Here is a 21883-nt window from a genome sequence, read left to right on the forward strand (position 1 = left end):
TTACTTTTACGATGCTCAAAAGCATAAACTTAATTTAATGTATTGAAAATCAAATAGTTAAAACAATATTCTATTGATAACTAAAGAACAAAAAGATAATTTATTTTTATTAGTTAAGTCATTAACTAAATCTGAAAAGCGACAATTTAAATTGTATGTGGGCAGACTTGGAGTAAATTCAGATTCTAAGTTTTTAAAATTGTTTAACCTGTTAGATAAGGCCCCAACGTATGACGAGGCTTCCATTATTAAAAGCGGTATTGTTAAAAAACAACAGGTTGCTAATGTAAAAGCGCATTTGTACAAGCAGATTTTAATAAGTTTAAAATTAAATCCTTCCCATCAAAATATACGTTCTCAAATTAGAGAGCAGTTAGATTTTGCGTCTATTCTATATCATAAAGGATTGTATAAACAAAGTCTAAAAATTCTGGATAAGGCAAAAGAGTTGGCAATTGTTAACGAAGAAAAAAATGCTGCTTTTGAGATTATTGAATTAGAAAAAATAATCGAATCCCAATACATTACGCGAAGTATAAGTACACGTGCAGATGCATTGGCAATGCAAGCAAAAGAGATTAGTTCGTTAAATGTTATTGCTAGTAAATTGTCGAATTTATCACTTCAATTATATAGTATAATCTTAAAAACAGGTTATGTTAAAAACGAAGAAGAAAGCCTTTTAGTAACCGATTATTTTAATAAAAGGCTACCCAAATTTAATATAGCTAAAGTAGGTTTTAGAGAGAAATTATGGTTTTATAAAGCGCATTTATGGTATAGCTTTTTGTTACAAGATTTTTTAAATTGTTATAAATATGCTTCCAAATGGGTGGATTTATTTTATCAGAATCCAAGTATGATAAATCTAAATCCAGTTTTCTTTTTAAAAGGAAATAACTATCTTTTAGAGGCTATATTTTTTATTAGAAATAAACCCAAATTTCTTGAAAAACTAAACGAGTTTCAATCTGCAGTTCATGCAGAAAACTTCCCTAAAGACGAAAATGTAGCAAGCTTAGTTTTTCTATATACTAATTTTCATAAAATAAATGGACACTTTATCGATGGTAGTTTTGACGAAGGTTTGTCGCTTATTCCTCAAATAGAAAAGGAGCTAATTCCATTCAAAACTAAAATTGATGCACACCATAAAATGGTTTTCTATTACAAGTTTGCAAGTATGCATTTTGGAGCAGGGAATAATAAAGAATGTATTAAATATTTAGATAAAATTATATCCAATAAAACACTTTCCATGCGAGAAGATTTGCTCTGTTTTTCTAGAGTTTTAAATCTTGTTGCGCATTATGAAGCGGGTTTAGATTATCATTTAGAAACCTTGTTAAGAAGTACTTATAAATTTTTAATCAAGATGAATGATTTGCATGAAGTGCAAAAAGAGATGATAAAATTCATTAGAGGTTTACAAGATATTTATCCGCAAGACCTTAAAAAAGAGTTTAAAAAACTATTAGAAGTTTTAAAACAATATGAAGATCATCCGTATGAACGTCGTGCATTTTTATATTTAGATATTATTTCTTGGCTGGAAAGTAAAATTGAAAATAAGCCTGTAGGTCAGGTTATCAAAGACAAGTATATTGAAAACTATGCTTAGATTTTTATCTGATTTCAAAAAAAAGAAATAAAAAAAGCTTTAAAAATTTGGATATTAAACTTTTGTGATGCAATATTTGTGCTCACAAAGTTCAAACACTTACTGAAATGTTATCAAGAAAGGCGGAGAGATAGACTCGTTGAAGCCTTAGCAACCCTTAGATTTACTAAGAAGGTGCTAAATTCTACTTAATTTTCGATTCATTAATCGAAATATTGGATAGATAACTCAAATCTAATTACCCATCTGTAATTAGTATTTTCTTTTTAACATTTTTCTATTAAGTACGCTTCTAACGAGGCTTATTTGGCTTTTGGTTTAATTTATTTTAATTCAAAAAAACTTAGAAAAATGAGTACACAAAAATTCGCAACCAAAGCGTTGCACGCAGGACACGACGTTAGTAAAACAGGAGGAACCAGAGCCGTTCCAATTTATCAAACAACATCTTATGTTTTTAACGATTCGGATGATGCAGCAGGAAGATTCAATCTTTCGGTTCCAGGCTTTATTTATACCCGATTAAATAATCCTACAAACGATATTTTAGAACAACGATTAGCTGCCTTGGAAGGCGGAATTGCAGCAGTAGCAACAGCTTCTGGAACAGCAGCTATTTCTACAACATTACTGACACTTTTAAAAGCTGGAGATCATATTGTGGCATCGAGCAGTTTGTATGGAGGAACCTATAATCTATTAAGTGTTACGCTACCAAGACACGGTATTACAACCACTTTTGTAGATCCTTCGGATGCCGAAAATTTTAAAAATGCAACCCAAGAGAATACAAGAGCGTTTTTTGTAGAATCTTTAGGGAATCCAAAATTAGATGTTTTAGATCTAGAAGCTATTTCTAAAGAAGCTAAAAGTAGTAAAGTGCCTTTAATTGTAGATAATACCGTGGCAACTCCATATTTATTAAATCCAATAGCATATGGTGCAAACATTGTAATTCACTCGCTAACAAAATATATTACTGGTAACGGAACTTCCCTTGGCGGAATTATTATCGACGCTGGAACTTTTGATTGGACGAACGGAAAATTCCCGGAATTCACAGAGCCTTCTGCAGGTTATCATGGTTTAGTATATAGCAAAGCTATTGGAGCAGCAGCTTTTATTGCAAAAGTTCGAATTGAAGGTCTTCGTGATTATGGTGCTGCATTGAGTCCTTTTAATGCTTTTCAAATCATTCAAGGTTTAGAAACTTTAGAGTTACGTATTAAAAAACATAGTCAAAATGCACTCGAATTAGCAAAATGGTTACAAGAACAACCTGAAGTAAATTGGGTGAATTATCCAGGATTGGAAACTAGTAAGTACAAAGAGCTTGCTAAAAAATACTTGCCAAACGGACAAAGTGGTGTGGTAACTTTTGGTGTAGATGGCGGTTATGAGTCTGCTAAAAAAATAGCAGATACGACCAAATTATTTTCATTGCTGGCTAATATTGGCGATACAAAATCCTTAATTATTCATCCAGCAAGTACAACACACCAGCAGCTAAGTGATGAAGTTCAAGAATCAGCAGGAGTTACAAAAGATTTAATTCGTTTGTCTGTTGGGATTGAAAATATTGAAGACTTAAAAGCAGATTTAAAAGAAGCTTTTCAAGTTTTAAAGAAAACAGTTCTGGCTTAATACATCTTCATTCGTGTTCATAAATAAATGCTGCGTAATATTTTTTGCGTAGCATTTCTAACTACTCCAAACGTAATAATGGCTGCATTGCATTACATAAAAATTTCTGGTTTCCAACTTGCTTCTGGCGTGAATCAGGATGTGGAATTGTCGTATCAAATTTTCGGACAACCTTTACATCAAGCACCAATTGTATTGGTGAATCATGCGCTTACAGGAAATAGTAATGTAACCGGTAATGATGGATGGTGGAGTGATGTTATTGGTCCCAACAAAGTGATTGATACAAATACGTATACCGTTTTAGCTTTTAATATTCCTGGAAATGGTTACGATGGTTTTGTAATTACTAACTACAAAGATTTTGTAGCAAGAGATATTGCAGAATTATTTTTAGTAGGACTTCAAAAATTGAATATATCGGCTGTATTTGCAATGATTGGTGGTTCTTTAGGAGGAGGAATTGCTTGGGAAATGGCTGTGCTATCTCCAAATTTAGCAACACATTTAATTACGGTTGCAACCGATTGGAAATCTACAGATTGGCTAATTGCAAATTGCCAAATACAAGAGCAGTTTTTAGTGAATTCGAGCAATCCAGTACATGACGCAAGAATGCACGCTATGCTTTGTTATAGAACGCCAAAATCTTTTAAAGAACGTTTTAAAAGAAGTAGAAATAAGGAGTTAGAAATTTTTAATGTGGAAAGCTGGTTGCTGCATCATGGTAAAAAATTGCAAGAGCGTTTTCAGTTGTCGGCATATAAATTAATGAACCAATTATTAAGAAGTATAGATGTCACAAAAGACAGAGGTGATTTCGATACTGTTTTAAAAAATATCAATGCTAATATTACCATTGTAGGTGTAGATTCGGATTTGTTTTTTACTGCGGAAGAAAACAGAGAAACACAAAAACAATTAGCATTATTGCATCCAAATGTGACGTATAATGAAATTAATTCCGATCATGGACATGATGCTTTTTTAATAGAATTCGAGCAGTTAGAAAAAATAATTGAAACTATTTTTAATCCGAATTGTAAAAAAAATAAAATGAAAATATTAAAGTTTGGTGGGAAATCTTTAGCGAATAACGAAGGTTTAAACAACGCTATTTCCATTATAAAGAATAAAGTAAATAAAGAAGAGCGTATAACCGTTGTGGTTTCGGCAAGAGCAAATACAACGAATGAGTTGGAGGGAATTCTTGTGAAAGCTTCCAAAAAAGAAGCATACAAAGAAGCGTTTTTAGCATTTCAAGAATACCAAATTGCACCTTTAAAAACGATAGATTTTTCCGAAGAATTTAAAACCTTAGAAACTATTTTTGAAGGCGTATTCTTATTAGGAGATTATAGTGAGAAAATTGAAAATCAAGTGTTGGCTTTTGGTGAGATTTTATCTGCTAAATTAATTGCAGAATTACTAAAGGAACAAAAAGTAAATGCTAATGCAACAGATGCTAGAGCTTTAATTAAAACAGATAGTAATTTTAGTAACTCGCAACCAATTCATAATGTTTCTAAAGAGAATGTTTTGGCGCATTTTAAACAATATAATGGAACTACAGTGAATGTAGTAACCGGCTTTATTGGCTCTAATCTGAAAAATGAAACCACCACTTTAGGAAGGAATGGTAGTAATTATTCGGCTGCTTTATTGGCAAATTATTTAGATGCAGAAGAGCTTCAGAATTATACGCATGTTAACGGAATTTATACTGCTAATCCAGATTTGGTTCCAGATGCAAAAAAGATTAAAGAGCTTTCTTTTGCCGAGGCGAATGAGTTAGCAAACTTTGGAGCGACAATATTACATGCAAAAACCATCATTCCGTTATTAGAAAAAAATATAAACCTTCGTATTTTAAATACTTTTAATCCAGACGATGAAGGTACCTTAATTACTGCCAAAAAAGATAGCACGGAAGCTACTTCCTTATCTGTTTTAGATAATGTCGCTCTAATAAACCTAGAAGGTCGAGGGTTGTTAGGTAAAGTTGGTGTGGATGCTAGAATTTTTAAAGCATTAAGCGCACATGATATTAGTGTAAGTATTATTTCTCAAGGTTCCTCAGAAAGAGGAATTGGATTAATTATTGATGCAGATAAAGCCACACAAGCCGTTATTGCTTTAGAGCGCGAGTTTGAAAATGATTTTTACTCGCAAGACGTTAATAAGATTGATGTTGTAGACGATGTTTCGGTGATTTCTATTATTGGTATCGAATTGAGTGCCTTTCATAAACCATTTAATGCACTTATAAAAAATCAAATTACACCATTGCTTTTCAATAATACGTTTACCGGAAAGAATGTAAGTTTAGTGGTTAGAAAAGATCAATTGTTAAAGGCTGCAAATGTCATTCATGGCGAAGTGTTCAACAGTTCAAAAAAAGTGAATCTCGCTATTTTTGGTCATGGTTTGGTTGGTGGTGCATTAATTAATCAAATAATATCTTCTGCAAAAGAAATTGAAAAACGCAAAGGTGTAAAACTGAATATTTTCGCCATTTCTAATTCGAAAAAAATACTGTTATCTAAAAATGGGGTTACTGAAAATTGGAAAGAAGAAATACTAGAAAATGGAGAAACATATGCTATTCAGAGTATTTTAGATTTTGCAGATAAACACCATTTAGAAAATTTAATTGCAATAGATAATACGGCAAGTAAAACCTTTGTAGAGAATTACAATACGTTAGTTTCTCATGGTTTTGATTTGGTGTCATCCAATAAAATTGCAAACACAATAGGTTTGAATTTTTATAAGGAACTAAGAGCGAATTTAGATAGAAATCAGAAAAAATATTTATACGAAACTAATGTCGGAGCGGGTTTGCCTTTAATCGATACCATTAAGTTATTACATCTTTCCGGTGAAAACATTACGCGTATTCGTGGTGTGTTTTCTGGTTCGTTAAGTTATTTGTTTAATACCTTTTCTGTGGAAGATAGATTATTTTCCGAAGTATTAAAAGACGCCATAGAAAAAGGGTTTACAGAGCCAGATCCACGAGAAGATCTTTGCGGAAATGATGTTGCTAGAAAGCTGCTCATTTTAGCTAGAGAGTTAGATTTAAATAATGAAATGGAAGATGTTGTGATTCAGAATTTAATTCCGGAAGCGCTACAAAGTGTAAATGTATCTTCGTTTTTGAATGGTTTGGGTCAAATGGATGAAGCCTATTCGACGTTAAAAAATAACCAAGAAAAAGAGCATGTATTGCGATATATTGGAGATTTGTCTGGGAATTTAGAAGATGAAAATGGTGCGAAATTAGAAGTGAAATTAGTTTCTGTTCCTAAAAGTTCACCGTTGGGTGCTTTAAAGGGATCGGATTCTATTTTTGAAATTTATACAGAATCGTACGGAGAACAACCATTGGTGATTCAAGGTGCAGGAGCGGGAGCACAAGTAACGGCAAGAGGTGTTTTTGGTGATATTTTGAGACTAATAGAAAATAATAATTAATAGTATTTAATAACCTAAATTGGTATGAGCAAGCATTTTGAAACCGAAGCAATTAGAACTCAGATGGAACGTTCTCCGTTTTTAGAGCATTCCACGCCAATGTATCTTACTTCTAGTTTTGTTTTTGAAGATGCCGAAGACATGAGAGCTTCGTTCACAGAAGAAAAAGATAGAAATATTTATAGCCGCTTTACCAATCCGAATACTTCGGAATTTGTAGATAAAATATGTAAAATGGAAGGTGCAGAAGCTGGTTATGCCTTTGCAACTGGTATGTCTGCTATTTTTTCCACATTTGCCGCGTTGCTAAATGCAGGAGATCATATTGTTTCTGCACGGAGTATTTTTGGTTCAACACATGGATTGTTTACCAAGTTTTTACCAAAATGGAATATCACCACCAGTTATTTTAATGTAAACGATTTAGACAGCATTGACGCTTTAATTCAGCCTAGCACCAAAATTCTATATGCTGAAAGTCCGACAAATCCAGCAGTAGATATTATCGATTTAGAACGCTTGGGAAACATTGCTAAAAAACACAATATTTTATTGGTAATAGATAACTGTTTTGCAACACCATATTTGCAAAATCCGATTTTATTTGGAGCAGATTTAGTAATTCATTCTGCAACTAAATTAATAGATGGTCAAGGTCGCGTTTTGGGAGGCGTTACGGTTGGGAGTAAAGATTTAATCCGAGAAATTTATTTGTTTTCCAGAAATACAGGCCCTGCATTATCTCCATTTAATGCCTGGGTATTGTCCAAAAGTCTAGAAACACTTGCTGTTCGAGTAGATAGACATTGCGAAAATGCCGAAAAAGTGGCGTTGTTTTTAGAGTCGCATACCAATGTGAACTTAGTGAGATATCCTTTTTTAAAGTCGCATCCACAATACGAAATTGCTAAAAAGCAAATGAGAAAAGGAGGAAATATTGTCGCTTTTGAAGTGAAAGGTGGAATAGAAGCAGGAAGAAATTTTTTAAATAAAATTAAAATGGCTTCCCTTTCTGCAAATTTAGGAGATACAAGAACTATTGTAACACATCCAGCTTCTACAACACATAGTAAGTTAAATGAAACGGATAGATTAGAAGTGGGAATTACAGATGGATTAGTTCGTGTTTCGGTTGGTTTAGAGAATGTAGAAGATATTATTAACGATTTAAAACAGGCTTTAGATTAATCTTTAAAAGAAGTACCTTTGTAAGATGCTTTCAAAGAAAACAAAATACGGAATTAAAGCGCTCACCTTTTTGGCGAAACAAGAAGGTAATGCACCAGTAGCTATTGAAACGATTTCTAAAAGTGAAAACATTTCAAGAAAATTTCTAGAAAGTATACTGTTAAGCTTACGGAAAAATGGGTTTTTAGGATCTAAAAAAGGAAAAGGTGGCGGTTATTATCTTTTAAAAACACCAAATGAAATTCAAATGGTAGATGTCATGCGAATTTTAGAAGGTCCAATTGCAATGGTTCCTTGTGTAAGTTTAAACTTCTACGAAAAATGTTCCGATTGCCCAGACGAAGCCTCTTGTGCTGTACATTTGTTAATGATTAAAGTGAGAGATAATACTTTAGATATTTTTCGAAATACCTCGCTTGCAGATTTAACTCGTTAACATATTAATAAAAACAACCCCCTATTTTTATGATTTAATTAGTGTTTAAAGAAGAATAAAATAATACATTTGCTTTATTACCCTAGTAAGTCGATGGGATTTATAGAATTAAAAGAACAGAATGATCAAATTAGATATTAATACACTAAACAAAGAGTTAAAAACGAAAACACCTGATGAAATTATTCAATGGGCTTTAACTCTATCTGACAACAGAATAGTAACGACAAGTTTTGGGAAATACTCTGCAATATTGTTAAGTACCATGTCTAAGCATGATAAAGATATAAAGGTGATTTGGTGCGATACATTATATAATGAACCAACTACCTATGCGCATGCTGCTAATCTTATAGAGGATTTTGATTTAAAAATCAATAAATACCAATCGTTAAAAACTAAAGAGGAGATAGATGCAACCATAGGTTTACCAACTATAGAAGATGATAATCATGCAGCCTTTTCTGAAATTGTAAAATTAGAACCTTTTAGAAGAGCATTGCAAGAGCATCAACCCGATTTATGGTTTACAAATATTAGAGTGCGTCAAACCGAATTACGAGACAAGAAAGATATTTTAAGTTATAGTAAAGATGGGATTTTAAAAATTAGCCCATTTTATTATTGGACAGATTATGATTTAGATAATTATTTAGAAGTCCACAATTTGCCTATAAACCATGAGTATTTTGATCCCATAAAAGCATTAGAGAATAGAGAGTGTGGTATACACTTGCAATAAAGTTGAAACAGTATGCAAAGTTTTAGAACCGAAATAGAAAACCCAGTAGTAGAACAAGATATTATGGATCTGGCCAATAAGATTCAGCTTTTTAAGGCCGGGAAAGTAGATGAAGAAAAATTTAGAAGTCTTCGTTTGGCAAGAGGAGTTTACGGCCAACGTCAAGAAGGAGTGCAAATGATTCGAATTAAACTGCCTTACGGTAAAGTTTTGAGTAATCAGCTGCACAGAATTTCTGATGTTTCTGATGAATATTCTCGTGGAAGATTACACATTACTACACGGCAAGATATTCAAATTCATTATGTCGATTTAGATCGTACACCGCAACTTTGGGCAGAATTAGAAAGAGATGATGTGACACTTCGTGAAGCTTGTGGTAATACCGTTCGAAATGTAACCGCAAGTGAAACTGCTGGAATAGATGTGAATGAACCTTTTGATGTTTCGCCGTATGCGGATGCTATTTTTAAGTTCTTTTTACGTAATCCTATTTGTCAGGAAATGGGAAGAAAATTCAAGGTTTCTTTTTCAGCTTCCGATGAAGATACTGGATTGTCGTACATGCACGATTTAGGTTTTATTGCTAAAATACAAAATGGTGTAAGAGGTTTTAAAGTGATGCTTGGTGGCGGATTAGGTTCACAACCAAGACATGCGGATTTATTTTATGATTTTTTAGAATCAGATAGAATCATTCCTGTAATGGAAGGTGTTTTAAGAGTTTTTGATCGTTATGGCGAACGTAAAAGCCGGGCCAAAGCTAGAATGAAGTTCTTAATAAAAGATCTTGGTTTAGAAGAATTTAAAAGACTAGTAGAAGAAGAACAGGGTGCTATCGAATATAAAACGGTGGCAATAGATGCGGATGTATATCCTATTTCAATTCCTGTTACAGTGACAGCTCCAAAAGTAGAAATTAAGGACGAAGAAGCTTTTAACCTTTGGAAAGAAACAAACGTCATTCCGCAAAAACAAAAAGGATATTTCGCTATCGGAATTAAAGTCCTTTTAGGAGATTTTTATACAGACAAAGCAAGATTGTTAGCAGATTTGGTGCAAGAATATGCTGCAGGAGAGTTACGATTAAGTTTGCGCCAAAACATATTAATTCCGTTTGTGAAAGCAGACTTATTGCCATTTTTCTACCAAGAATTAGCCAAGCTAGGTTTTGTAGAAGCGGGTTATAATAAAGCGGTAGATATTACTGCATGTCCAGGTACTGATACTTGTAATTTAGGGATTGCAAGTAGTACCGGGATTGCAGATGAATTGGAACGTGTTATAAAAGCAGAGTATCCGCAATACTTGAGAAATGAGGATTTAGTCATTAAAATTAGTGGTTGTATGAATGCTTGCGGACAACACAATGCCGCAAATATTGGCTTTCAAGGAATGTCCATTCGTACGCCAGATAAATTAGTTGCGCCAGCAGTACAAGTACTTTTAGGAGGAGGAAATAGAGGAAACGGAAAAGGTGTTTTTGCAGATAAAGTGGTGAAAATGCCAAGTAGAAGAGGTCCAGAAGCCTTACGTAGAATTTTAAACGATTTTGAAGCTAACGGAAACGGAAAACTGTTTGTAGATTATTATTTACAACAAGGAGAAAAATATTTCTATGAAATGTTAACCGATTTATCTGATGCTACAAATCTTACACAAGACGATTTTATAGATTGGGGAACCAACGAAGCCTATATAAAAGCTATCGGAATTGGAGAATGTGCAGGAGTTGTTATCGATTTAATTGCAACGCTTTTTTTAGAAAGTGAAGAGAAAATAGAAACGGCAAAAGAAGCATTTAGTAATAAAGTGTATTCCAATGCGATCTATTTTGCATATAGCTCGATGGTGAATTCGGCGAAAGCAATTCTACTTTCCGAAAATATTTCAGTGAATACACAAGCAGGAATTATCAATACATTTCAAACTGAATTTGTAGAAAGCAATAAAATTAATTTAGGCGTTTCTTTTTCCGAATTAATTTATCAGATAAAAAATAATGCTCCAACCGAAGCATTTGCGAAAAACTATATCCAAAGTGCAGGGGATTTCTTAGAAGCTGTCCGTGTATTTAGAGAACAAGAAAAACAATTAGTATCCTAAATTACGTGTAAGATGAAAGCGATAATAACACCAAAACTAACCGTTGTAGGCGCAGGTCCTGGAGATCCAGATTTAATTACTTTAAAAGCAATTAAAGCAATTAAAGATGCGCAAGTTGTTTTGTACGACGCACTTGTAAATAAAGAATTATTGCAATATGCATCGTCAAAGGCAGAATTAATTTTTGTTGGGAAACGCAAAGGTTGTTATGCATACCAACAGGAACAAATTAATGCGCTTATTGTTAGTCGCGCTTTACAATATGGACATGTAGTACGTTTAAAAGGTGGTGATCCATTTATCTTTGGTCGTGGTGCAGAAGAAATCGATTATGTAAGACAATTTGGATTAGAAACCTATATGGTTCCAGGTATTTCCTCTTCGTTAGCAGTTCCTGCATATCAAGGAATTCCATTAACAAAAAGAGGAAGTTCCGAAAGTTTTTGGGTAATTACAGGAACTACAAAAGCACATACTATTTCTAATGATGTTGCGCTTGCAGCAAAATCTACAGCAACCGTTGTTATTTTAATGGGAATGGGGAAATTAGAAGAAATTGTATCTATTTTTTCTTCGGAAGGAAAACAAAAAACGCCCATCGCAATCATTCAAAACGGAACTACAAAAGAAGAGAAATTCGGCGTAGGAACGATAGAAACTATTTGCAATGTGGTAAAAGAAAAACAACTGGCAAACCCTGCAATAATTGTAATAGGAGAAGTGGTTGAAAAACGCGTACAATTAGATTCTATTTTTAAAGAAGTGAATAAGCAACCAGAAGTGATTTCTGCATAAGATTCGTGTAAAATGGAAGAGAGAAATAATTTATATCCAATATTTTTAAAAGTAGAACAACTTAACGTTCTCATTGTTGGTGGCGGAAATGTCGCATTAGAGAAATTAAGCTTTTTGCTAAAATCTAGTCCGAATGCAAAAGTGCAAATGGTAGCTCCTTTTTTTAGAGCCGAAACTATTACGCTTGCCACAAAATTTGGCATTGAAATGATACCAAATATTTATAATAATACGCTTTTAAGTAATAAACACATCGTTATTGCAACCACAGATAATATCGATGTAAATATAGAAGTTTACGAGGATTGCAAAGCACGGAATATTATAGTAAATGTGGCTGATAATCCGCCATATTGTGATTTTTATATGGGCGGCATTGTTACCAAAGGAAATGTGAAAATAGCCATTTCCACCAATGGAAAATCCCCAACCACAGCAAAACGATTACGTCAGTTTTTTGAAGATGTTATTCCAGATAATATTGACGATATGGTGAAGAATTTGAACGTTTTTAGAAAAACAATAAAAGGGGATTTCGAAGAAAAAGTAGACACTTTAAACGAATTCACAAAAGGTTTAATTAGTAAGAAAGAAGTACATCATGATTAAAACAGATATATTAATAATAGGAGCAGGTCCAACAGGTTTATTTACAGTTTTTGAGGCAGGATTGCTAAAATTAAAGTGCCATTTAATTGATGCATTGCCTCAGCCTGGCGGACAATGTTCTGAGATTTATCCTAAAAAACCTATTTATGATATTCCGGGATTTCCTGAAGTTTTAGCAGGAGATTTGACTACAAATCTATTAGAACAAGGGAAACAGTTTGAACCTGGTTTTACTTTAGGGGAACGTGCAGAGACCATAGAAAAACAAGAAGACGGAAGTTTTATTGTAACTACAAATAAAGGGACGCAACACCAAGCGCCAATTGTTGCCATTGCGGGAGGTTTAGGTTCTTTTGAACCGCGTAAGCCGAAGATTGAAAACATTGCGTATTACGAAGAAAAAGGTGTAGAATATTTTATTAAAGATCCAGAAGTATACAGAGATAAGAAAGTGGTGATTTCTGGAGGTGGCGATTCTGCTTTAGATTGGAGTGTGTTTCTAGCAAATATAGCTTCAGAAGTAACTTTAATTCATAGAAGAAATGAATTCCGTGGCGCTTTAGATTCCGTAGAAAAAGTGCAAGAATTAAAAAAACTAGGTAAAATAAACTTGATAACTCCAGCAGAAGTTACTGCTTTGCATGGTAATAATAAGTTAGACGGCATTACAATAACTAAAGACGGTGAAAAAACCTTACTAGAAACAGATCACTTTATTCCGCTATTTGGTTTGTCTCCTAAATTAGGTCCTATTGGAGATTGGGGATTAGAAATTGTTAAAAATGCTATAAAAGTGGATACATTAGATTATCAAACAAATATTCCCGGTATATTTGCAATTGGAGATGTAAACACATACGAAGGGAAACTGAAGTTGATCTTGTGTGGTTTTCATGAAGCAACTTTAATGTGCCAATCCGCATATAAAATTATTAATCCTGGTAAAAAGTATGTGTTAAAATATACAACAGTTAGTGGTATTGATGGTTTTGACGGTACACGTAAAGAAGCGCCAAAAGCAGTAGTTCAATCCATTAACTAATGAATTTAAATGGTTTTCAACCTTCGTTTAAAAGAAGAAGTAGCAATATTTACTAAAGATTTGTTTTATGCTTTATTTGAAAGTAGAGAAAAACAAAAAGAGGAATTAAAGTACTTAAAAGCAGTTTTTTTAAAATTTTCAACAGCACTTTCTGTAGAAAAAGGAGAGGCTATTTGGAAGTCTTTTTCTGAAAGATTACATCTAATTAAAAAGAAAATTGAGTTAGACGCCATTGCTGCAAAAGATAATGATCCAGCTTGTAAAAGTTTAAAGGAAGTGTATTTAGCATATCCGGGATTTCACGCTATAGCTGTGTATCGTTTAAGTCATGAGTTTTATAAATTAGATTTGCATATTCTTTCTAGAATGATGTCGGAGTATATTCATGGCATTACAGGAATTGATATTCATGCAGGAGCTACTATTGGTGATTCCTTTTTTATAGATCACGGAACAGGTGTTGTAATTGGCGAAACTGCAATTATTAAAAGTCAAGTTCAAATTTATCAAGGAGTTACTTTAGGCGGCATTCAAGTCAAAAAAAGTTTGGCATCCACAAAGAGGCATCCAACCATTGAAGATAATGTGACTATTTACGCAAATGCAACCATTCTTGGTGGCGATATTGTTATAGGAGCAAATAGTATTATAGGAGCAAATGTGTGGATTACACAATCTGTTCCAGAAAATTCATTAGTTACGTACCAATCTGAAATTAAAATTAAGACTAGAAAATAATGATAGAAGGAAAATCGATAACAGACTTAATTGGTAATACGCCTTTAATAGAAGCAACGCATATTTTACAAAAAGAAGGTGTACGACTATTTTTAAAACTAGAAGGAAAAAATCCTGGCGGAAGCGTTAAAGATAGAGCTGCTTATAATATGATTACCGAAGCCTTAAAACGTGGAGATATTAAAAAAGGGGATACTTTAGTGGAAGCTACAAGTGGTAATACCGGAATTGCCTTGGCATTTATAGCGCAACTTTTCGGATTAAATATGGTGCTTGTGATGCCAGAAAATTCTACACAAGAACGTATTAAAACGATGCGTGCTTATGGCGCGGAATTAATATTAACTTCGGTAGAAGTTGGTATAGAAGGTGCAAGAGATTTAGCAATCCAACTAGAAAAAGAAAAAGGATATTTCATGCTGAATCAATTTGCAAATGAGGATAATTGGAAAGCACATTACAAAACCACGGGCCCAGAAATCTGGAACGATACGAACGGCGAAATCACACATTTTGTTTCTGCAATGGGTACCACAGGAACCATTATGGGCGTTTCTACTTATTTGAAAGAGCAAAATAAAGACGTTGTAATTGTTGGTGCACAACCTAAAGATGGCGCGAAGATTCCGGGAATTCGTAAATGGCCAGAAGCCTATTTGCCAAAAATATTTAATGCTTCCAAAGTAGATCAAGTGGTAGATGTAAGTGAAGAAGATGCTAGAGCAATGACGAATCGTCTAGCAAAAGAAGAAGGCGTTTTTGCAGGAATGAGTAGTGGTGGATCTGTTGCTTCCGCATTAGAAATTGCAGCACAAATAGAAAAAGGAATTATTGTCGCTATTATCTGTGATATTGGTGATCGTTATATTTCCTCAGATTTATACGAATAAAAATTGGTAATCCTATTTTTATTCCCTTAATTTACACTTTAGTTCTTAATCGTATTGAATGTTATCACGAAAGGCAGAGGGATTAGACCCATTGAAGCCTTGGCAACCCTTTATAAAAAAGAAGGTGCTAAATTCTACTTTTTTCTGAATGTATTTCAGAAATTAGACAGATAACCACAAGTAATTACCTTACTTCCCTTCTGATGACATTTATATAATTTAATATAACATGTCTGATATCAAACACATTTTACAAAAACATATTTTAGTTCTCGATGGCGCGATGGGAACCATGCTTCAGCAATATAATTTTTCTGAAGAAGATTTTCGTGGCGAACGTTTTAAAGATTATCCTTCTTCTTTAAAAGGAAATAACGATTTACTATCGCTTACCCAACCAGAAGCAATTGCTACTATTCATGCTAAATATTTTGAAGCTGGAGCAGATATTGTAGAAACCAATACCTTTTCTGGAACTACAATCGCCATGGCAGATTATGATATGGAAGCTTTAGTATACGAGCTAAATTACGAGTCTGCTAAAATCGCTAAAAAAGTTGCGGAAGAATTCACCAAACAAAACCCAAGCAAACCTCGATTTGTCGCTGGAAGTATTGGGCCTACCAATAAAACAGCAAGTTTATCACCGGATGTAAATAGACCAGAATATAGAGCTATTACTTTTGAAGAATTACGCGTTGCATACAAACAGCAAGTAGAAGCGTTAATCGATGGCGGTGTAGATTTACTTTTAGTAGAAACCATTTTTGATACGCTAAATGCAAAAGCCGCATTATTTGCTATTGAAGAAGTGAAAGAAGCACGCAATATCGATATTCCAATAATGGTTTCGGGTACTATTACAGATGCTTCTGGTAGAACATTATCTGGACAAACCGTAGAAGCTTTTTTGACTTCCATTTCTCATATTCCTTTATTAAGTGTCGGATTTAATTGTGCTTTAGGAGCAGAACAGTTGAAGCCTTATTTACAACGCTTATCCGATAAAACAGAATTTTTCACTTCTGCACATCCAAATGCAGGATTACCAAATGCTTTTGGGGAGTATGAAGAATCTCCAAAACAGATGCAAGCATATATTGAAGAATACTTACAAGACGATTTAATAAATATCATTGGTGGCTGTTGTGGCACAAGTCCGGAACATATTAAAGCCATAGCCGAAGTTGCTGCAAAGTACAAACCAAGAAAATTAGAAATCGAAGCATAATGGTATTAGAAGTTGCAATTTTAAATATAAGGGAAGGTGTTTCAGAAGAATTTGAAGAAACCTTCAAAAATGCAGAGGTAATAATTTCTTCTAGGAAAGGATACATTTCACATCAGCTTAAAAAATGTATCGAAGAAGAAGATAAATACATCTTATTAGTGCATTGGGAAGCTTTAGAAGATCATGAAATAGGGTTTAGAAAATCGGAAGCATATCAAACATGGAAAAATTTATTGCATCATTTTTATCAACCATTCCCAACAGTAGAACATTATAAATAATGAAAAAAGCTAAAAATAAATACCTTACTCTTTCTGGGTTAGAACCATTGGTAGTTACTCCCGAAAGTAATTTTATTAATGTTGGAGAACGTACAAATGTTACTGGGTCACGTAAATTTCTTAGATTAATAAAAGAAGAGAAATACGAAGAAGCATTAAGTGTTGCCAGAGATCAAGTAGAAGGAGGCGCACAAATTATTGATGTGAATATGGATGAAGGTATGCTGGACGGAAAGTATGCCATGGTGAAGTTTTTAAACCTGATAGCATCCGAACCAGATATTTCTCGTGTGCCATTAATGATTGATAGCTCCAAATGGGAAATCATTGAAGCAGGATTACAAGTAGCACAAGGAAAATGCGTCGTGAATTCTATTAGTTTAAAAGAAGGGGAAGCCGAATTTATTAGACAAGCAAAACTGGTAAAACGGTATGGTGCTGCTGTAATTGTAATGGCGTTTGATGAAAACGGACAAGCAGATACGTATGAACGCAGAATTGAAATTTGCGAACGCTCTTATAAAATATTGGTGGACATTGTCCACTTTGCACCTCAAGATATTATTTTCGATCCTAATATATTTCCTGTAGCAACAGGAATGGACGAACATCGATTAAATGCACTAGATTTCTTTCGTGCTACCAAATGGATTCGTGAAAATCTGCCGTATGCAAATGTTTCAGGTGGTGTGAGCAATGTGTCCTTTTCTTTTCGAGGAAATAATACCGTTCGCGAGGCTATAAATGCTGCGTTTTTATATCATGCGATTCAACATGGAATGAATATGGGAATTGTAAATCCGACGATGTTAGAGGTTTATGATGAGATTGATAAGGATTTGTTAACCCATGTTGAGGATGTTTTATTCGATAGAAGTGATGATGCTACCGAACGTTTATTAGATTTTGCAGAAACCGTAAAAGGAAATGTAAAAGAAGATGTTACCAAGGTTTTAGAATGGCGAAGTAATCCGTTACAAGAAAGAATAACACACGCATTAGTAAAAGGGATTGATGCTTTTATTATCGAAGATGTAGAGGAAGCTAGGCAAATTGCAGAAAAACCCATCGAAGTGATTGAAGGGAATTTAATGATTGGAATGAGTGTGGTTGGAGATCTCTTTGGAAGCGGAAAAATGTTCTTACCACAAGTAGTGAAATCTGCTCGTGTTATGAAAAAAGCTGTTGCCTATTTACAACCATTTATTGAAGCGGAAAAAGATGGGAAACAAGAATTTGCAGGTAGAATATTAATGGCGACCGTAAAAGGCGATGTACATGATATTGGTAAAAATATTGTAAGTGTTGTTTTAGGTTGTAATAATTATGAAATCATCGATTTGGGCGTTATGGTTCCGCCAGAAAAAATAGTAGAAATTGCCATTAAAGAAAAGGTAGATATTATTGGTTTAAGTGGATTAATTACTCCTTCGTTAGATGAGATGGTTTATGTTTCCAAGTCCTTAGAAAAAAAGAATATTACCATTCCAATAATTATAGGTGGCGCAACAACATCTCGTGCACATACTTCGGTGAAAATTGCGCCAAACTATAGCAATACAGTCGTGCATATTAATGATGCGTCGAGAGCGGTAACTGTAGTTGGTCAGTTGTTAAACAAAAACAATAAAATATATAAAGAGCAAATACGTGAAGAATATAATAAGTTTAGAGCGCAGTTTTTAAGCAGAACAACAAAGAAAGAATACGTCTCGATAGAAGACGCTAGAAAAAACAAGTTTCAAATAGATTGGAATACGTCTCAAATTACAAAACCAAAACAATTAGGGATTCAAGATTTTCAAGATTTTGATATCACCAAATTAGAAGCATTTATCGATTGGTCTCCATTTTTTAGAAGTTGGGATTTACATGGAAAGTATCCAGATATTTTAACCGATGAGGTAGTTGGCGAACAGGCAACCGATCTTTTTAAAGACGCACAAGAATTATTACAACGTGTATTTAACGAAAAGCTTTTAAAAGCGAAGGCGATTTTCGGATTGTTTCCAGCAAACACGGTAAATGATGATGATATTGAAGTAGAAGCATCTCAAGAGAAAACATTAAATTTTCTAACGCTACGTCAGCAATCTAGAAAAGCAGCAGGAAAACCAAATATTGCATTGGCAGATTTTATTGCTCCTAAAGAAACAGGAAGAGAAGATTATATGGGCGCATTTTGTGTGTCTACAGGATTTGGAACTGCAGAGCTCGCAAAACAATTTGAAGATGCACATGATGATTATAATTCGATTATGATAAAAGCATTAGCAGATCGTTTAGCAGAAGCTTTTGCAGAATATTTACATAAAAAAGTAAGAACAGATTATTGGAGTTATGCGCATAACGAAAACTTAAGCAACCAAGATTTAATTAAGGAAACATATAAAGGTATTCGTCCAGCTCCTGGTTATCCTGCTTGTCCAGATCATTTAGAAAAGCAAACTATTTGGAAACTTTTAAACGTGGAGGAAGCTATTGGTGTTCAGTTAACAGAAAGTCTAGCGATGTGGCCAGCAGCAAGTGTTAGTGGTTATTATTTTGCAAATCCGGAAGCTAGATATTTTGGACTAGGGAAAATTAAGGAAGACCAATTAGAAGATTATGCAAAAAGAAGAAGCATAAGTATAGAAGAAGCCACAAAATGGTTGAATCCGAATTTAGCGGATTAGAATTCCTGCGCAGGCAGGAATCTCATTGCAAATAAGCACAGCATCTTGGAAAGAAAAAAACATAACGGATAGCTGCGTTAGGGATTGTAGCGGCATCCTTTTTATGTCAGTTCGAGTGCTGCGACTGCAAGGAGTATAGTATCGAGAACCAGTAAAAAGATATAGCGAAAAGCGCGACGTTTTGCGATCCTGCAAGGCTTGTGCCAATTTATTTGGCATCTAAACCTGGCAGGTATGAGCAAAAGGTAACGCCCAAAAGAAATAAATAATAATTTAATGAGATACCTGCCTTCGCTGGCATTATTATGAAAGTAATCGAACACATAAAAAATGCAAACGGGAAAACGTTATTTTCGTTTGAAATTATTCCGCCAAAAAAAGGAAAGAATATTCAGGATTTATATGATAATATTGATCCTTTAATGGAATTTAAACCACCTTTTATAGATGTTACCACTTCTAGAGAAGAATACATTTACATAGAGAAACAAGGACTTTTAGATCGTAAAATCACTAGAATGCGTCCTGGTACTGTTGGTATTTGTGCGGCAATTAAACATAAATATGATGTAGATACGGTGCCGCATGTTTTGTGTGGTGGTTTTAGTAAAGAGGAAACCGAGTACTTATTGGTCGATTGTCATTATTTAGGAATTAATAATGTAATGGCTTTGCGCGGCGATGCGATGAGTCATCAAAAATACTTTGAAGCGCAAAAAGGTGGACATATGTACGCGAGGGATTTGGTGGCACAGATTCAGAATTTGAATACAGGAAACTATTTGCATGATGTTATAGAAGTGGATGATAAGTCTGATTTCTGTATTGGTGTTGCCGGTTATCCCGAAAAACACATTGAAGCACCTTCTTTGCAAACGGATTTAAAACGCTTAAAAGAAAAGGTAGATGCTGGAGCAGATTATGTGGTGACGCAAATGTTTTTTGATAATGAAAAATATTTTCAGTTTGTAGATGCTGCAAAAAAAGCGGGAATAAACGTGCCAATTATACCAGGAATAAAACCGATTGCTGTAAAAAGACATTTGCAATTATTGCCTCAGGTTTTTAAAATAGATTTACCAGAAGATTTAATTCAGGCAGTAGATAATTGCACAGATAATAAGCAAGTTAGAGAAGTTGGTGTTGCATGGGCCATTCAGCAATCTAAGGAGCTACAAGATGCAGGAGTTCCTGTGCTTCATTATTATTCTATGGGAAAAAGTGATAATATAAAAACGATTGCTTCGGCTTTATTTTAAATTTTATATTTTTGCGCTCTAATTAAATTTAATGAAGCGTTTATTAACCTACATTTTTTGCCTTTTTTGTGCTTGTGTTTTTTCGCAAGAAAAGAAAGCTACAGATTCTTATTTTGATGTAAATTATTTCTCAGGAAATATTGCTTTACATAATACCGATATTTCGCATTTAATTAAAGGACATCCGGAAGGTTTTATTGTCAGTTGGAATACCAAAACCTTTGGAGAAGAAGATTGGCAACAACGTTATAATTATCCGGATTACGGATTTTCTCTAGCTTATCAAGATTTAAAAAATAGCGTGCTTGGTAACAATGTTTCTATTTATGCACATTACAATTTTTATTTTTTAAAACGGAACTTAATGTTTCGTATTGGTCAAGGTTTGGGGTATACTTCTAATCCGTATGATAAAGTAGACAACCATAAAAATGTTGCTTTTGGTTCTAGTATTTTAAGTAGTACCTATGCGATGCTTAATTACAAAAAAGAGCGCATTTTTGATAGGTTTGGTTTGCAAGCAGGTGTTTCCTTAATTCATTATTCTAATGCGAATGTGAAAGCGCCAAATGCGAGTGTGAATACTATTGCTTTTAATGTTGGTGTGACTTATAATCTAGACGAAGAAGATCCCGAATTTAAAAGTACTTTAACGAAAGAGAAATTCACGCAACCTATAAAATATAATATTGTTTTTAGAAGTGGAGTGAATGAAAGTGATGTTGTAGGTACAGGTCAGTTTCCTTTTTATATTGTTTCGGCATATGCCGACAAACGTTTAAATCATAAAAGCGCGATTCAATTAGGAACCGATGTTTTCTTCTCTACTTTTTTAAAGGAACACATAAAATATAGAGCTGCTGCTTTTCCAGAAGAAGGTGAAGATGGTACTGCAGATTATAAACGTGTTGGTGTTTTTGCTGGTCACGAGTTATTTATAAATAAAATGTCGTTAGAAACACAGTTTGGTTACTATGTGTATTACCCTTATGATTTTGAAGGAAGAACCTATCTTAGAATTGGTTTAAAACGTTATTTTGGTGAAAAATGGTTCGCTGCTTTAACCTTGAAGTCTCATGGTGCAAAAGCCGAAGCTGTAGAACTTGGTGTTGGGATTAGATTATAAATACTCGTTTTTTCGGACTTGCT

General features: G+C 33.9%; 17 protein-coding genes and 2 riboswitches. All 17 genes read left to right on the top strand.

Translation table 11 applies throughout. The annotated features are described in order from the left end of the window. The first annotated feature begins 76 nt into the window (after window positions 1-76). The 17 genes from ACVCXO_RS18665 to ACVCXO_RS18745 all read left to right on the top strand — a co-directional run bounded on the left by ACVCXO_RS18665 (window position 77) and on the right by ACVCXO_RS18745 (window position 21860). Window positions 77-1621 carry a hypothetical protein gene (locus tag ACVCXO_RS18665; RefSeq protein ID WP_452231179.1) on the top strand — a complete coding sequence of 515 codons (1545 nt, stop codon included), beginning with the start codon at window positions 77-79 and terminating at the stop codon, window positions 1619-1621. Window positions 1622-1728: 107 nt separating this feature from the next. Continuing rightward, window positions 1729-1851, top strand: a riboswitch (SAM riboswitch). 121 nt (window positions 1852-1972) lie between these two features. After that, complete coding sequence (locus tag ACVCXO_RS18670) at window positions 1973-3265, top strand: O-acetylhomoserine aminocarboxypropyltransferase/cysteine synthase family protein (protein ID WP_452231101.1); 1293 nt, start codon at window positions 1973-1975, stop codon at window positions 3263-3265. 27 nt (window positions 3266-3292) lie between these two features. Beyond that, a complete protein-coding gene (gene thrA / locus ACVCXO_RS18675) occupies window positions 3293-6742 on the top strand; it encodes a bifunctional aspartate kinase/homoserine dehydrogenase I (RefSeq protein ID WP_452231102.1) in 3450 nt (1149 codons plus the stop codon). A gap of 24 nt (window positions 6743-6766) precedes the next feature. Beyond that, window positions 6767-7930 carry a trans-sulfuration enzyme family protein gene (locus tag ACVCXO_RS18680; RefSeq protein WP_452231103.1) on the top strand — a complete coding sequence of 388 codons (1164 nt, stop codon included), beginning with the start codon at window positions 6767-6769 and terminating at the stop codon, window positions 7928-7930. A gap of 25 nt (window positions 7931-7955) precedes the next feature. Continuing rightward, window positions 7956-8366, top strand: a complete 411-nt coding sequence (locus tag ACVCXO_RS18685) for an RrF2 family transcriptional regulator (protein WP_452231104.1) — start codon at window positions 7956-7958, stop codon at window positions 8364-8366. 121 nt (window positions 8367-8487) lie between these two features. Next, window positions 8488-9108: a phosphoadenosine phosphosulfate reductase domain-containing protein gene (locus ACVCXO_RS18690; protein ID WP_452231105.1), complete on the top strand. Its 621-nt coding sequence runs from the start codon at window positions 8488-8490 to the stop codon at window positions 9106-9108. 12 nt (window positions 9109-9120) lie between these two features. Then, on the top strand, window positions 9121-11214 hold the full coding sequence (locus tag ACVCXO_RS18695) for a HEPN domain-containing protein (protein ID WP_452231106.1): 2094 nt from the start codon (window positions 9121-9123) through the stop codon (window positions 11212-11214). A gap of 12 nt (window positions 11215-11226) precedes the next feature. Then, window positions 11227-12009 carry a uroporphyrinogen-III C-methyltransferase gene (cobA, locus tag ACVCXO_RS18700; RefSeq protein WP_452231107.1) on the top strand — a complete coding sequence of 261 codons (783 nt, stop codon included), beginning with the start codon at window positions 11227-11229 and terminating at the stop codon, window positions 12007-12009. A 12-nt stretch (window positions 12010-12021) separates the two neighbouring features. After that, on the top strand, window positions 12022-12618 hold the full coding sequence (locus ACVCXO_RS18705; RefSeq protein WP_452231108.1) for a precorrin-2 dehydrogenase/sirohydrochlorin ferrochelatase family protein: 597 nt from the start codon (window positions 12022-12024) through the stop codon (window positions 12616-12618). Beyond that, window positions 12611-13660, top strand: a complete 1050-nt coding sequence (locus tag ACVCXO_RS18710) for an NAD(P)/FAD-dependent oxidoreductase (protein ID WP_452231109.1) — start codon at window positions 12611-12613, stop codon at window positions 13658-13660. Before ACVCXO_RS18705 ends, ACVCXO_RS18710 begins: the two co-directional genes overlap by 8 nt. A gap of 9 nt (window positions 13661-13669) precedes the next feature. Then, window positions 13670-14398 carry a serine O-acetyltransferase EpsC gene (epsC, locus tag ACVCXO_RS18715; RefSeq protein ID WP_452231110.1) on the top strand — a complete coding sequence of 243 codons (729 nt, stop codon included), beginning with the start codon at window positions 13670-13672 and terminating at the stop codon, window positions 14396-14398. After that, window positions 14398-15288: a cysteine synthase CysM gene (cysM, locus tag ACVCXO_RS18720; RefSeq protein ID WP_452231111.1), complete on the top strand. Its 891-nt coding sequence runs from the start codon at window positions 14398-14400 to the stop codon at window positions 15286-15288. The genes epsC and cysM overlap by 1 nt, the downstream gene beginning before the upstream one ends. Window positions 15289-15346: 58 nt before the next feature. Next, window positions 15347-15465: riboswitch (SAM riboswitch) on the top strand. Window positions 15466-15517: 52 nt separating this feature from the next. After that, a complete protein-coding gene (locus ACVCXO_RS18725) occupies window positions 15518-16519 on the top strand; it encodes a homocysteine S-methyltransferase family protein (protein WP_452231112.1) in 1002 nt (333 codons plus the stop codon). Further along, complete coding sequence (locus ACVCXO_RS18730) at window positions 16519-16800, top strand: antibiotic biosynthesis monooxygenase family protein (RefSeq protein ID WP_452231113.1); 282 nt, start codon at window positions 16519-16521, stop codon at window positions 16798-16800. The genes ACVCXO_RS18725 and ACVCXO_RS18730 overlap by 1 nt, the downstream gene beginning before the upstream one ends. Next, window positions 16800-19475 (top strand): methionine synthase, encoded by a 2676-nt coding sequence (gene metH / locus ACVCXO_RS18735; RefSeq protein ID WP_452231114.1) that lies wholly within the window; start codon window positions 16800-16802, stop codon window positions 19473-19475. The genes ACVCXO_RS18730 and metH overlap by 1 nt, the downstream gene beginning before the upstream one ends. Before the next feature lie 305 nt (window positions 19476-19780). Further along, window positions 19781-20734, top strand: a complete 954-nt coding sequence (metF, locus tag ACVCXO_RS18740) for a methylenetetrahydrofolate reductase [NAD(P)H] (RefSeq protein ID WP_452231115.1) — start codon at window positions 19781-19783, stop codon at window positions 20732-20734. A gap of 31 nt (window positions 20735-20765) precedes the next feature. Further along, complete coding sequence (locus ACVCXO_RS18745; RefSeq protein WP_452231116.1) at window positions 20766-21860, top strand: acyloxyacyl hydrolase; 1095 nt, start codon at window positions 20766-20768, stop codon at window positions 21858-21860. Window positions 21861-21883 lie beyond the last annotated feature (23 nt).

The organism is Lacinutrix sp. MEBiC02404, from assembly GCF_053601575.1.